The sequence below is a fragment of the Streptomyces sp. OZ13 genome (genome assembly GCF_052068155.1).
In the GTDB taxonomy this organism is placed as follows: domain Bacteria; phylum Actinomycetota; class Actinomycetes; order Streptomycetales; family Streptomycetaceae; genus Streptomyces.
In genome coordinates, this window is record NZ_JBQHCZ010000007.1 from 1 (window position 1) to 12,823 (window position 12,823).

Annotated in this window: 13 protein-coding genes; 7 read left to right on the plus strand and 6 right to left on the minus strand. The window is 72.8% G+C overall.

Features of this window, described 5'->3' with window-relative positions; translation table 11 throughout:
• From ACTMTU_RS17905 to ACTMTU_RS17930, 6 genes are all read left to right on the plus strand, one after another.
• Window positions 1-468 (plus strand): cbb3-type cytochrome c oxidase subunit I (locus tag ACTMTU_RS17905; RefSeq protein WP_441264473.1); only part of this gene is annotated, 468 nt, incomplete at its 5' end.
• Window positions 465-827, plus strand: coding sequence for a hypothetical protein (locus ACTMTU_RS17910; protein ID WP_441264474.1), 363 nt, complete (start codon window positions 465-467; stop codon window positions 825-827). The genes ACTMTU_RS17905 and ACTMTU_RS17910, both read left to right, overlap by 4 nt.
• A gap of 52 nt (window positions 828-879) precedes the next feature.
• Window positions 880-1,770: an oxygenase MpaB family protein gene (locus ACTMTU_RS17915; protein WP_441264475.1), complete on the plus strand. Its 891-nt coding sequence runs from the start codon at window positions 880-882 to the stop codon at window positions 1,768-1,770.
• Between the two features lie 142 nt (window positions 1,771-1,912).
• Window positions 1,913-2,737 carry a PP2C family protein-serine/threonine phosphatase gene (locus ACTMTU_RS17920; protein ID WP_441264476.1) on the plus strand — a complete coding sequence of 275 codons (825 nt, stop codon included), beginning with the start codon at window positions 1,913-1,915 and terminating at the stop codon, window positions 2,735-2,737.
• 88 nt (window positions 2,738-2,825) lie between these two features.
• Window positions 2,826-3,872, plus strand: a complete 1,047-nt coding sequence (locus tag ACTMTU_RS17925) for an MASE1 domain-containing protein (protein ID WP_441264477.1) — start codon at window positions 2,826-2,828, stop codon at window positions 3,870-3,872.
• A gap of 69 nt (window positions 3,873-3,941) precedes the next feature.
• Window positions 3,942-4,424, plus strand: coding sequence for a nucleoside deaminase (locus tag ACTMTU_RS17930; RefSeq protein WP_441264707.1), 483 nt, complete (start codon window positions 3,942-3,944; stop codon window positions 4,422-4,424).
• Window positions 4,425-4,643: 219 nt separating this feature from the next.
• Here ACTMTU_RS17930 and ACTMTU_RS17935 read toward each other — a convergent pair whose 3' ends face one another.
• Complete coding sequence (locus ACTMTU_RS17935; RefSeq protein WP_441264478.1) at window positions 4,644-5,216, minus strand: transglycosylase SLT domain-containing protein; 573 nt, start codon at window positions 5,214-5,216, stop codon at window positions 4,644-4,646.
• Window positions 5,217-6,009: 793 nt separating this feature from the next.
• A complete protein-coding gene (locus ACTMTU_RS17940) occupies window positions 6,010-6,630 on the minus strand; it encodes an L-threonylcarbamoyladenylate synthase (protein ID WP_441264479.1) in 621 nt (206 codons plus the stop codon).
• Window positions 6,631-6,913: 283 nt separating this feature from the next.
• Here ACTMTU_RS17940 and ACTMTU_RS17945 point away from each other — a divergent pair, with 283 nt between their 5' ends.
• Window positions 6,914-7,450, plus strand: coding sequence for a Dps family protein (locus ACTMTU_RS17945; RefSeq protein ID WP_441264708.1), 537 nt, complete (start codon window positions 6,914-6,916; stop codon window positions 7,448-7,450).
• 76 nt (window positions 7,451-7,526) lie between these two features.
• Here the strand turns inward: ACTMTU_RS17945 and ACTMTU_RS17950 are convergent, their stop codons facing one another.
• Genes ACTMTU_RS17950 through ACTMTU_RS17965 form a run of 4 tightly spaced genes read right to left on the minus strand, consistent with a single transcriptional unit; the run spans window position 7,527 to window position 12,596 of the window.
• Window positions 7,527-8,312 carry an ATP-binding cassette domain-containing protein gene (locus ACTMTU_RS17950; RefSeq protein ID WP_441264480.1) on the minus strand — a complete coding sequence of 262 codons (786 nt, stop codon included), beginning with the start codon at window positions 8,310-8,312 and terminating at the stop codon, window positions 7,527-7,529.
• Window positions 8,309-9,343 (minus strand): ABC transporter ATP-binding protein, encoded by a 1,035-nt coding sequence (locus ACTMTU_RS17955; protein WP_441264481.1) that lies wholly within the window; start codon window positions 9,341-9,343, stop codon window positions 8,309-8,311. The genes ACTMTU_RS17950 and ACTMTU_RS17955 overlap by 4 nt, the downstream gene beginning before the upstream one ends.
• On the minus strand, window positions 9,340-11,100 hold the full coding sequence (locus ACTMTU_RS17960) for an ABC transporter permease subunit (protein ID WP_441264482.1): 1,761 nt from the start codon (window positions 11,098-11,100) through the stop codon (window positions 9,340-9,342). Before ACTMTU_RS17960 ends, ACTMTU_RS17955 begins: the two co-directional genes overlap by 4 nt.
• Window positions 11,097-12,596, minus strand: coding sequence for an ABC transporter substrate-binding protein (locus ACTMTU_RS17965; protein ID WP_441264709.1), 1,500 nt, complete (start codon window positions 12,594-12,596; stop codon window positions 11,097-11,099). Before ACTMTU_RS17965 ends, ACTMTU_RS17960 begins: the two co-directional genes overlap by 4 nt.
• Between the last annotated feature and the right edge of the window lie 227 nt (window positions 12,597-12,823).

Below are 12,823 nucleotides of genomic sequence, written 5' to 3' on the forward strand. Positions count from 1 at the left end.
GAGCGGCTCGGCAAGATCACGTTCTGGACGCTGTTCATCGGCTTCCACGGCACGTTCCTGGTGCAGCACTGGCTGGGCGCGGAGGGTATGCCCCGCCGGTACGCGGACTACCTGTCCGTCGACGGCTTCACCGCGCTCAACACCGTGTCGACGATCGCGTCGTTCGTACTGGGCCTGTCGATGCTGCCCTTCATGTACAACGTCTGGAAGACGGCGAAGTACGGCCGGCAGCTCACGGTCGACGACCCGTGGGGCTACGGCCGTTCGCTCGAGTGGGCGACCTCCTGCCCGCCGCCGCGCCACAACTTCACCACGCTCCCCCGGATCCGCTCGGAATCGCCGGCGTTCGACCTCCACCACCCGGCCATCGCCACCCTCGACGAGGTCTCGGACACCGGCCGGCGGGACGTCGTCGAACCGGGGAAGGGAATCGCCCCGCCCCTCGGCGAGGGGAAGGACAACCGGTGAGGGGCCCGGTGCGGCAGACGGAGTCGGAGGTCGCCGCGGGGATCGCCAGGCTCGAGGGCTATCTGCTCGCGCAGAGCCGGCTCCAGGAAGCCCGTCAGGAGGCGGAGGCCTTCGCCGGCCGGATGCCGTGGCTGACCAGCGCGCAGCGCGAGGAGGTCGTCCGGGTCTACACCCAGGACCGGATCGCCCTGTCACGGCGTGTGCTGGAGGCTCTGGTGTCCCGGGCCGACGAGCTGCGGCTCGAGTACACCGCGCGGTACGAGGAGCTACGGCGCCGGCTGCTGTGCGCGGGTGTCGCGGCGGTCCTCGTCTCCGCGGTCCTGTGCGCCTTCGCCGGCCTGCTGGCCGCCCACCGCTGACAGAGGCACGGCAGTCGGGGATCCCGCCCGCCGCCGGGCGGATACTGGTGGGGTGAGCAAGGCACCGCCCCGGATCCGCGGTCTGCGGCGGCAACTCGGCAGCAGCATCTTCACCCGGGTCGCAGGCCCCGCGGCGGCGCAGACGCGTGCCCGTATCCATGACACGCCCGGGCCCCGCTGGTTCGGGCCGGACCGGCCCATCCGTACCGTCCACGGCGACGCGTCGATGTTCATCGGCGGGCTCAGCGCCCTGCTGCTGCAGTCGCTCCATCCGCTGGCCATGGCGGCCGTCGCCGCCCACTCCGGGTACCGGGGCGATCCGTGGGGGCGGTTGCAGCGCACCAGCACGTTCCTGGCCGTGACGACGTACGGCACGGCCGACGACGCCCAGGAAGCGGTGGACACGGTCCGGGCCGTCCACGACAGCGTGACGGGCCGGACCGCTGCCGGTGAGCCGTACCGTGCCGCGGACCCGCATCTGCTCGGCTGGGTGCACGTCGCCGAGGTCGACAGCTTCCTGCGCGCCCATCAGCGCTTCGGCGCCCGCCCGCTGGACGCCGCCGGCTGCGACGGGTACATCGCCGACACGGCACGGGTCGCCGCCGCCCTCGGGGTGAGCGACCCGCCGCGCGACCGCGCCGGTCTGGCCGAGCGGATCGCCGCGTACCGCCCCGAACTGCGCCCCTCGCGGGAGGCCCTGGCGGCGGCCCGATTCATGCTCCTGCATCCTCCGCTGCCCCTGCCCGCCCGAGTCCCCTACACGGTCCTGGCCGCGAACGCCGTCGCCCTGCTGCCGCCGTGGGCGCGGCAGCCGCTCGGGCTGCCGTACGCGCCGGCGTTCGAAAGGTGCTGCGTGAGCCCGACCGGGACGCTGCTCACGGGCGCGATCCGGTGGGCCATGGCACCGCCTCCCCCGCCTCCCCCGCCCCCCGAGCCGTCCTGACCGGGGGCCGAGGGCGCGCCCCGAGCGTGTCCAGGGCGGCGGAAATACAATGAGGGCGGGCTGTACGGCCCAGCCGGCCGATGCCCCTGTGCGCCGCACATGACCGGGCCGGTCGACCTTCCAAGGCACTTCGGAGAGGTCCATGACCCGGCGTCGTCCCGTGCGATCGGCGACCGCGGACGAGATGCTGGCCACGCTCGGCCGCCTCACGGACCGTGCCCGCGAAGGCGCGGAACGGCAGAAGGCACGGGTCGAACTCGCCGAGGCCCTGCAGCGTTCCATGCTGCCGGCAGAGCTTCCCACGGTGCCCGGCCTGCGGGTCGCTGCCCGGTACACGCCCGCCAGGAACGGTCTGGACATCGGCGGCGACTGGTTCGACGGCTTCTTCCTGCCGGACGGCTCGCTGGGCTTCTCCATCGGCGACGTGCAGGGCCACGACGTGGAGGCCGCGGCCTTCATGGGGCAGATCCGGATAGGGCTGCGCGCCGTCGCCACCGCCACGACCGACCCGGGCGAGGTGCTGCGCCGCGCCAACGAACTGCTGCTCTCCGTCGACCACGGGCTCTTCGCGACGTGCAGCTTCCTGCGCTACGACCCCGCGACCGGAGCGCTGCAGAGCGCCCGCGCGGGTCATGTGCCGGCCGTGTGGGCGACGTCCGGCGGCGAGGGCGGGATCGTGGCGGACGAGGCGGGCGTGCCGCTCGGCATCCTGCCCGGCGAGGTGTATCCGGTGGCGAACCGGCGGCTGTCCGAGGGCAGTGCGTTCGTGCTGCTCACCGACGGCGTCGTGGAGGGCCCCTCGTATCCGATCGAGGCGGGACTGGACGCGGTCGCCGAGTTGGTCCGCGCAGCGGTCCGGGAGGGAACGGACGTGGGGGAACTGGCCTCGCAGGTGATGGGTACGGCGGCGCTCACCGACCACACGGACGACGCGGCCGTGCTGGTCCTGCTCCACGAACCCTCGTAGCAGGGCGCGCAGAGCTCCCGGCAAGTTCGGCGCGTCGGCAGCGCGTGTCACGAGGACGCGGCGGCGACGCTCCTGTGTGATGACGTGCGTGGTCCGCAGCGAACAAGTCCGGGGTCCGGCCGCAGCAGTGCTGCGTGTGCTCGCCGTCGCCGCCGTCTACTGGGCAGGCAGCCGGATCGGTCTGCTCCAGCAGGTGGTCGTGGAGGGAGCGGTGGTCTCACCCCTGTGGCCGCCCACCGGGATCGCGCTGGCCTGTCTACTGTGGATGGGGGCGCGGGTCTGGCCGGGCATCCTCCTCGGCGCGCTGCTGACCATCGCGACGATCGACTCCGTCGGCCTCGCCACGCTGGGCATCCTGGCCGGCAACACGTGCGCTCCGCTGGCCGCCTACCTGATGCTGCGGCGGGCCGGTTTCCGCACCGGCCTGGACCGCCTGCGGGACGGGCTGGCGCTGGTGTTCCTCGGTGCGCTGGGCGGCATGCTCGTCAGCGCGACGTTCGGCGCGTGCACCCTGGTCCTGAGCGGTTCGCTGCCGCCCGGCGAGTTCTGGCCGGTGTGGTCCGCATGGTGGGCCGGGGACGCGATGGGCGTTCTGGTGATCACACCGGTGCTGCTGGTGCTGCGCCGGGCGCACCTGCCGCGCGACACACGGGCGTGGTGGTGGACTGAGGCGGCGGCCCTCGGTCTGGGGTCGGTCGCCGTGACGCTGCTCGCCACCCGGGTGACCCTGTCCCTTCTGTTCCTGGTCTTCCCGATGCTGATCTGGGCGGCGCTGCGGTTCCAGCTGCCCGGCTCGGCACCGTGTGCGCTGCTGATCTCGGTGCTGGCGATCTCCGCGGCGACCGACGGCATGGGCCCGTTCGCCGGCCGCAGCGTGCTGGAGGTCATGGTGGTGCTCCAGGCGCTGAACGGGTGCGCGGCGCTGACGGGTCTGCTGCTGGCGTCTATCGTCACGGAGCAGAACGCCGTGCGCCGCAAGATCGAGCAGGTCTGCGCGGACCTGGCGGAGGTGGTGGAGCAGCTCGCGCCGGGCGACGTGGCCCATCTGCGGACGCCGCTCGACGGTGGCAGACGTCCCGGGGACCGGCGCAGGACCGGTGAGGGGCCCGGCCGCGCGGACATGACGCCGGGGTGATGACGCGGGGTAACGTCGCCGCACGGGCCCGCGCATGCGGGCGGAACGGAGCACACCATGGGGGTTGCGATGACCGACGAGGCCGAGCTGCGGCACCTGAGGCGCTGCGTGGAGCTGGCGGCCGAGGCGCTGGATGCCGGTGACGAGCCGTTCGGTTCCGTGCTGGTCGACGGCGACGGCAGGGTCCTCGCGGAGGACCGAAACCGGGAGACGTCGCTGGCCGACCAGACGCAGCATCCCGAGTTCGCGCTCGCCCGGTGGGCGGCCGAGCACATGACGGCGGAGGAGCGGCGGGCGGCGACGGTCTTCACTTCGGGTGAGCACTGCCCGATGTGCGCGGCCGCCCACGGCTGGGTGGGGCTCGGCCGCATCGTCTACATCGTCTCGGCACGGCAGCTCGGCGAGTGGCTCGCCGAGCTGGGGGCACCGGCCCCGCCGGTGCGGACCCTCCCGGTCCAGGAGATCGTGCCCGGCCTCGAGGTGCACGGTCCCGTACCGGAGCTCGCCGGACAGGTGCGCGATCTGCACCGCCGCTTCCGCGCGGGACGCTGACGAACGCAAGGCGCACCACGCTCCGGCTGTCGCCGGGATGTGGTGCGCCTTGCGCCGCGCCGGTCACGTCCGACGGGCGCGGGGGCTGCCGCGTCGGGCGGCAAGGGCGGCTCGAACGAGGGACGCCGCGGCCGCGCAGAGCGCTGACCGCGGCGTCGGACCCGGTGACGGTGCGCCGTCACCGGGTCGGGTGCGGGCGTCCGCGCGTGGTGGCGCGGATCAGTAGGCGGAGTCGACGTTGTCGATGGAGCCGTACTTGTCGGCGGCGTAGTTCGCGGCCGCGGTGATGTTGGCGACCGGGTCGGTCAGGTCGTGCGGGGTGCCGTCGACGTGGTAGGCGTCGAAGGTCGGCTGGATGACCTGCAGCAGCCCCTTGGACGGCGTGCCGTTCTGCGCGTTGACGTCCCAGTTGTTCTGGGCGTTCGGGTTACCGCTGGACTCACGCATGATGTTGCGGTGCAGGCCCTCGTAGCTGCCCGGGATGCCCTCGGACTTCATGATGTCCAGGGCCTCCTTGATCCAGCCGTCGAGGTTGTCGGCGTAGGCCTTCTTCTTGGCCTTCTTGGCCTTCTTGGCCTTGTCCGCGTCCTTCGCGCTCTCCGCCGTCTTCACCGCCGGCGCGTCGGCCGCCACCGAGACCGCGACCTTCGACGCGTCCGCGGCGGCCGGGGCCGCACTGGCGGGCGAGGGGGCCAGAGTGAGCGCCAGTGCGGCGGCGCCGGCGGTGGCCATGCCGGTGATCGAGAGCTTGCGGAGACGGGCGGTACGGCTGGTCTGGGTGAAGGCGGTCATACGGATGGGACTCTCCAAACAGTGGACATCAGGGCGGCCGACCGACGTGCGGTTCGGCGGGGCGGAGAGACTCTCCGCATGTGGCCCGGCACGGTCGGACGGGCTGGACGCCCTGTCCGGTTCATGTGCTTCCCGGGACGTCAGCCATGGTTAGGGGCGGTCATGGCGGGGCGCAAGAATGTGACCTACTACCCCACTTAAGAGAAATGACCGAAAGGTCGCTTCCCGGCCCGCGTCATGGCGCATCGGGTGGGCATTGTCCACTACCGCCCTTAGGAAGTGATCTGGCCCCTATGCGCGGCATCACAACGGAGGGCATCCGCGAGGGCTCCGGAATCACCGTGAGCGGGCAGGTCTCACGCTCCGTACGCAGGCGGCGGGCCGGTACGGGCCCGGTTCTCCTGGTGGGACCGACCGGCCGCTCGCCGGCCCCCGGGCCCAGGCGTGACCGTGCGAAGGGCAGGGCGGGCGAGGGCGGATGTCCCCCTGGCGGGGAAGGAGCCCGTACGGCGGCCGGGGCGGCCTCACGGGACGAAGCGGGGTCCGTCGCGGACGTAGCGGTCACGCGCCCTGGAAAGGGGAAGTCCCCGTGCCGGACCCGGGTCCGGCACGGGGACTGCGCGCCCGTGCCGAGCGTGTGCCGCGGGCGTCGCGGGGCTGTGGATGCTCGGCGGCGTCCCCTACGGGCGCACCGCAGGACGGCGGGTCCAGCGGTGCGCCGGCGTGTCCGAACCGGCATTCCTGTGCATCGGTCCGGGCGGGTGCCGGTGGCCCGGCCGCCGGGAGGGTCCTGCTACTCGAACCGCGAGGGGTCGCCCGCGCCACGGCGCACGATCTCGGGCTCGCCGCCGGAGAAGTCGATGACCGTGGTGGGCTCGGTGCCGCAGTCACCGGAGTCGACCACCGCGTCCACCGCGTGGTCGAGCCGTTCCTTGATCTCCCAGCCCTGGGTCAGCGGCTCGTCCTCGTCGGGCAGCAGCAGGGTGCTGGAGAGCAGCGGCTCCCCGAGTTCGGCGACCAGGGCCTGGGCGACGACATGGTCGGGGATCCGTACGCCGACCGTCTTCTTCTTCGGATGCAGCAGCTGGCGGGGCACCTCCTTCGTCGCGGGGAGGATGAAGGTGTAACTGCCGGGGGTCGCCGCCTTGATCGCACGGAACACATCGTTGTCGACGTGCACGAACTGGCCGAGCTGCGCGAAGTTCTGGCACACAAGGGTGAAGTGGTGGCGGTCGTCCAGGTTCCGGATCGACCGGATCCGGCCGATGCCGTCACGGCTGCCGAGCCGGCACCCCAGTGCGAAGCAGGAGTCCGTCGGGTACGCGACCAGCGCCCCGGATCGGATGCTGTCGGCCACAGTGCTGATGGTGCGCCGCTGAGGATTCTCGGGATGCACGTCGAAATACTTCGCCATCCGCCGAGTCTAGGCCGTTGAGCCCGGCGGCTCCGCCTTCGGACGCCGCCCGCGGCACCGGCCGGAGGCATGACCTCCGCGGCACGCCCTCTCCGTGCGCGGCGTTCTCGTGCCGAGGGCCGGGACGCCGCCCGCGGCGGGCCGGCACCGTGTCCCCTGTTCGGAGCAGCGCCGTCTCGTTCTGGCCGGGCGCGACACCGCCGCCGGTGATTGCCTGACCGGAGGAACCGCAGAGCAAGGAGCGATCGTGACATCCGAAACCCCCGACTACACCGTGCCGGGCATGTCGAAGCAGGACGGCGCAGCGATCATCAAGATGCTGCAGATGCGTCTGCACGCACTCAACGACCTGGCCCTCACCCTCAAGCACATCCACTGGAACGTCGTGGGACCCCACTTCATCGCGGTGCACGAAATGATCGACCCGCAGGTGGACCAGGTCCGGGAGATGATCGACGACCTCGCGGAGCGCATCTCCACGCTCGGCGGCGTACCGAAGGGCACTCCTGGCGCACTCGTCTCGGACCGCTCGTGGGACGACTACTCGATCGGCCGGGCGGAGTCCATCGAACACCTCGGCGCGCTCGACCTCGTGTACACGTCGATCATCGAGGAGCACCGCGCCGCGATGAAGGCGACCGACGAACCCGACCCCGTCACACAGGACATGCTCATCGAGCAGTTGCGCGGGCTGGAGCTGTTCCAGTGGTTCGTGCGCGCACACCTCGAGAGCGGTGGCGGGCGGCTGAGCACCGCCGACGCCCGGACCGAGCGGAAGGCCGCCGAGCAGGCCGCGGAGGAGGCGCGCGGTCGCCCCTGACACCCGGCCGCGCCCCTCTCGCGTGGCGCGGCCGCGCCGGGGCGGGCAGGTCCGCACTCGCGGCGGCGCGCTCCGCTCAGGAACCTGCGCGGACCCCGTCGGCGGACCTGCTGTGCCGCTCCCGGTCACCTGGCCGGGAGCTCGTGTACAGGGCGCTCGCGGGCAGTGTCTCCAAGATGCGGGCGCTGTCCATGACCGCCACGCGGTGGGCGAAGTGACGTACGAGCGGCAGGTCGTGGCAGATGAACAGATACGCCAGCCCCAGCCGTTCCTGAAGATCCACGAGCAGGTTGAGGACGCCTGCCCGTACGGAGGGGTCGAGGGCCGACACCGGCTCGTCCAGGACGAGAAGCCGCGGCTCGCTCGCCAGTGCCCGCGCGATGCCGACACGCTGGCACTGGCCGCCGGACAGCTCGTGGGGCAGCCGTTCGCCGAGCCGCCTGTCCAGTCGGACCGTCTCCAGCAGTTCGGCCACCCGCCGCGGACCGGCCACGGGATCCCACCGTCCCTGGACGCGCAGGGGCTCGGCCACCGCGTCCCGTACGGGAAGGCGTGGGCTCAGCGTGCCGTACGGGTCCTGGAAGACCGGCTGGACCGCCGGACGCACGGACCGCAGCGCCTTCTCGTCGAGGGCGGTCAACTCGCGTCCCTCGAAGCGAACTTCGCCGCCTTCCGGCCGGCGCAGCATGAGCACCGCGGCCGCCGTGCTGGACTTGCCCGAACCGGACGGGCCGATCAGTGCCAGGGTCTCCCCCGCGGACACGTCGAAGGAGACACGGTCGACGGCGAGAACGGACGCGGAACGCCGCGCGTGTCCCCGGTAGCGCACGGTGAGGTCCCGTACGCTCAACAAGGCGTTCATGCGGCACCGTTCAGGGGGAAGAGGTCGCGGGCGGAGTCGGGCACATCGGTCCAGTGGTGGCAGGAGACCAGGTGTTCTCCGCCGGCCGTCGCCACCGGTTCCGGTTCGTGCGTGCGGCATCGCTCGCCGGCCAGCGGGCAGCGCGGCGCGAAGACGCATCCGGCGAGCCGGGACAGCTCCGACGGCGAGGGCGGGGCGCCGCCGATGGACGGGAGCCGTCGGTCGGTGACCGGCCGACCGGGCGGCAGGGAGGCGAGCAGCCCCGCGGTGTAAGGGTTCCGGGGGTGTGTGAGCACCTGTTCGGTCATGCCGGACTCCATGGGACTGCCTGCGTACATGACCACGATCCGGTCGGCGTGCCGGGCGACCACGTCGAGGTCGTGCGTGACGAGCACCAGCGCCGCGCCGGTCGTTTCCCGCAGCGACGCCAGGACACCGAGGACCTGTTCCTGCACGGCCGGGTCGAGCGCGGTGGTCGGCTCGTCGGCGACGACGAGCTCAGGTTCGTTGACCGTCGCCATCGCGATGACGGCACGCTGGCGCATACCGCCGGAGAACTCGTGGGGGTACGCGGAGGCCCGCCGGGCCGCGTCCGCGATGCCCACCCGGTCCAGCGCGGCCACCGCCGCGGCCCGGGCCTGTCCGCGGCCGAGGCCGCTCACGGAGCGTACGGCGGCGGCCAGTTGGTCGCCGACGGTGTGCACGGGGCTGAGCACGGACAACGCGTCCTGCGGTACGAGGGCGATGCGCCGGCCCCAGAGCCGCGCGTACGACGACCGTGGCGCGCCGAGGAGTTCCTGGTCCCGGAGGCGGACGCTGCCGCTGGTCGCCGCACGGGGCGGCGCCATACCGAGGAGGACGCGCGCGGTCACGGATTTCCCGGCCCCCGACTCGCCGACCAGGGCCATCGCCTCGCCCTCGCGGACATCGAACGACAGCCCGCGCACGGCGGTCACTTCCGCGTCCCGGCCGTCGGCGGGGAAGCCGACCCGCAGGTCGCGGACGGACAGCAGCGTGGAACGCCCGGTCATGCCGCCACCCCGGCTCGTACGGTTCCGGCACGCCGTCCGGGCGCCGTCACGGAGGCGAGCGAGACGGCGAAGCCGGCCAGCAGGGCAAGGGCGGCCGCCGGGGCGAGGGCCGCCCAGGGCGCCCGCTCGACATAGGCCCTCGACTCGTCGAGGAGCAGGCCCCACTCGGGCGCGGGCGGCTGTGCGCCGAGGCCCAGGAAGCCGAGCGATGCGAGGGCCAGGGCGATGCCGGGCAGCCGCAGCAGCGCGTGCCTGGCCACGGGTCCGGCCACGGCGGGCAGGACGTGCCGGGTCAGGATCCATCGAGGGGTCGATCCGATGGCCTTCTGGGCGGTGAGGAATCCGGCGGCCCGGGTCTCCTGCACCAGGGCGGAGGCGTGTGCGGCCAGCGGTGGCCAGGAGATCAGCGCGACGGCGACGGACGCGCCGGCGGTCCCCGGGCCGAGGGCGGCCGCGACGAGGATGCCGACGACGACCGGCGGCAGGGCGTTGGCGATGTCCGCCGCACCGGCGGACAGGGACGGCAGGAAGCCGATGGCGAGGGCGAAGAGACAGCTGATCAGGCATACCGCCAGCGCCACGCCCACGGTGGCGGCGGCGCCGTGGCCGAGTCGCGCGAGCACGTCCCGGCCGAGGCCGTCCGTGCCCAGCGGGTGCGCCCAGGACGGGGCGAGCAGGCGCGCGGCGACGTCCACGGTCAGCGGGTCGCGCGCGAGGCCCCATCCGGTGCCCGCCAGCAGGAGCCCGGCGAGGACCACGGGCACGGCCCGCGCCGCCCTGGCCGCGGGTGCCGGCGGAGGGGCCGGGAGCGCGAGAGCGGCGTCCTCCAGTCCGGGTCCGAGCAGCCGTGCGCGTACGAGGTGGGAGAGGACGCCGGCCGTGAGGCCGAGGACGAGCAGCGCCAGCACCGCGCCCTGAAGCAGCGGGAGGTCCTGCGCCTTGGCGGCGCCCAGGGCCGTGCGGCCGATGCCGGGCACCGCGAAGACGGTCTCCACGGCGACCGCGCCACCGGTCAGCCCCACCCCGACCAGGCCGAACTGCGGTACGACGGCGGGCATGGACCGGCGCAGCACCGCGCACGCGATGCGCCACGGGGAGACGCCCGATGCCCGCCACAGTGCGACCCAGCGCTCCCCGGCCACGGCGGGCAGGGCGTCGTCGACGAGCCGGCCGAGGAGCCCGCCGGCGGGAATGCCCATGGCCAGCGCGGGCAGCACCATGGAGGACAGGCCCTGCCAGCCGGACGTCGGCAGCAGGCCCAGCCACACGCCCAGCACGATCAACAGCACTGTCGCCAGCAGGAATTCGGGTACGGAGGCGAGAATCGCCGCGGGCGCTCCGCCGCTGCCGCCGCGCAGTGCGCCGCGCGCGGCGCGGACCAGCGTCCCGGTACAGAGCGCGAGGGCCACCAGCAGCGCCACGGCCAGGGAGGCGCCCATCAGCGCCAGTGACACGCCGAGCCCGGAGAGCACGGACGGCAGCACATCGGTGCCGGACACCCATGACACGCCGAGGTCTCCCTGGAGGACGCCGGCCGTCCAGTGACCCAGCAGGGTCAGCGGTCCGGCGCCGAGGCCGAGGTCGTCGCGGATCGCGGCCAACGCCTCCTCGGTCGCCTCCTGTTCGGCCGACCGGGCGCGCAGCACGCTGAGTGCCGCGTCCTTGCCCGACAGCCACGGCAGCAGTCCGACGGCAGCGACGACGCCGGCGAGCGCGGCCGCACGAGCCGCTGCGGTACGGGGTGCAGATGTCTTCATTTGACGTACGTGTCGACGGTGACCAGCAGGCGTTCGCGAGGATCCTTGGCGGAGCCCACGACATCGGTGGCGTCGCCCTGGACGACGCGTTCGTGGAGCATCGGGATCGCGGCGTCGGTGTTGAGGACGGCGGTCTCCGCGTCGAGGACGGCCTTGCGGCGCGCCGCGCCCGCCGGTGTGGTGGTGGCCTTCTCGAGAGCCTTGTCGACGCTCTGGTCGGAGAGTTGGGAGAGGTTGAAGGAGCCTTCGCTCGCGAAGTCGCTGTACAGATACGCGGCGGGGTCCCCGGAGTCCAGGACGGTGGCCCGGGACAGGATGAACGCGTCGAACTTCCCGGCGAGGGCGTCGGACTCGATGTTCGCGTACTCGCGTATCTCCAGCTTCACCGCGAAGCCGGCCTTCTGGAGCTGCTGTTGGAGGGTGGCGGCGACCTCGGGGAGCTCGGCACGGTCGGTGAAGGTTCCGATGGTGACGGTCCTGCCCCGAGGGTTTCCGGCCTCGACGTCACGGGTGCGGCCGGCGCGCTCCTTCGCCCAGGGGAGGGCGGGACCGAGCAGGCCCTCCGCCACGTCGGCCCGGCCCTCGTAGACGCCGTCGACGAGGGGCCCGGCATCGATCGCGGCGCGGGCGGCGGCCCGTAGGGAGGGGTCCTTGAAGGTGCCGCGTGCGGTGTTGAGGTAGAGCGTGTTGGTGCGCGGCATCGGGACCTCGGTGATCTGGTCCTCGTCCAGCAAGGAGGCCTGCGAGACCGGTACGGACTCGACGATGTCGGCCTCGCCGCTGCGCAGCGCGGCGGCACGCGCGGTGCCGTCGGGCACGAACCGCACATCGATGCCGGCGGCCTTCGGAGTGCCGCCCCAGTAGTTCTCGTTCCGGTCCAGCGTGGCGGTGCTGGTGCCGTTCACCTTTCTCAGGACGAACGCGCCCGTGCCCGCGCCGATCGGGTTCACCGTCCTGCCCCGGTACGCCTTGGCGGCGAGGACGGCCAGCTGGGGCGATGAGAGCCGCTGCGGGAGCAGCGGGTCCTCGGCGGCCGTGGTGACGGTGACGGTGTCGCCCTCGGCGGTGGCGCTCAGTTCGACGCCGTCGAGGATGCGCGGTTTCGGTGCCGCCCGGGTCGCCTCGGTGAGGGAACGCACAACGTCCGCGGCGGTGAGCCCGGTGCCGTCGTGGAAGGTCACGCCGTCGCGGACGGTGAAGGTCCACGATCTGTCGCCCGAGCGTTCCCACTTCTCGGCGAGGGCCGGACGCGGGTCGCCGTTCGCGTCAAGAGTGACCAGAGTCTCCGCGGTGCTCCAGCGGGACAGTTTGAAGGCGTCGTCGCTGAGCGGGGAGAGCCCGGAGCGCGGCGGCTGCATCATCACCACGCGGATGCGCTTGTCGCCGGAGTCGGGACCACCGGATGCGCCGGGCGCTCCGGAGGCGAAGCAGCCCGTCATGAGCGACGCGGAGGCGACCGCCACGGAGACGACAGGCAGGGACTTGGGGCAGCGCATGGGGGTTTTCATCTCCGTCGGACGGGTGACCTGTGCGACGAGGACGCTAGCAGATGATAATCATATTCAACTACTCGACCGGGCCCTCGTCCGCCCCGGTGAGGCCAAGTCGAGGCTCAGCGGATGAAGCGCGCGGCGGACGAGACGCACGGTGCCCGGATGCGGGTTACTCCGTTCGGCTCCACACTGATGAATGGTCCGCCGGCCCCTCGCGCCGGCCCCAGGCA

What these genes read in the sequence shown, in the direction of transcription:
- ACTMTU_RS17965 (WP_441264709.1), bottom strand. Translation starts at nt 12,596, where the DNA reads ATGCGCTGCCCCAAGTCCCTGCCTGTCGTCTCCGTGGCGGTCGCCTCC.
- ACTMTU_RS17935 (WP_441264478.1), bottom strand. Translation starts at nt 5,216, where the DNA reads ATGACCGCCTTCACCCAGACCAGCCGTACCGCCCGTCTCCGCAAGCTC.
- ACTMTU_RS17950 (WP_441264480.1), bottom strand. Translation starts at nt 8,312, where the DNA reads ATGAACGCCTTGTTGAGCGTACGGGACCTCACCGTGCGCTACCGGGGA.
- ACTMTU_RS17920 (WP_441264476.1), top strand. Translation starts at nt 1,913, where the DNA reads ATGACCCGGCGTCGTCCCGTGCGATCGGCGACCGCGGACGAGATGCTG.
- ACTMTU_RS17940 (WP_441264479.1), bottom strand. Translation starts at nt 6,630, where the DNA reads ATGGCGAAGTATTTCGACGTGCATCCCGAGAATCCTCAGCGGCGCACC.
- ACTMTU_RS17945 (WP_441264708.1), top strand. Translation starts at nt 6,914, where the DNA reads ATGTCGAAGCAGGACGGCGCAGCGATCATCAAGATGCTGCAGATGCGT.
- ACTMTU_RS17955 (WP_441264481.1), bottom strand. Translation starts at nt 9,343, where the DNA reads ATGACCGGGCGTTCCACGCTGCTGTCCGTCCGCGACCTGCGGGTCGGC.
- ACTMTU_RS17930 (WP_441264707.1), top strand. Translation starts at nt 3,942, where the DNA reads ATGACCGACGAGGCCGAGCTGCGGCACCTGAGGCGCTGCGTGGAGCTG.
- ACTMTU_RS17960 (WP_441264482.1), bottom strand. Translation starts at nt 11,100, where the DNA reads ATGAAGACATCTGCACCCCGTACCGCAGCGGCTCGTGCGGCCGCGCTC.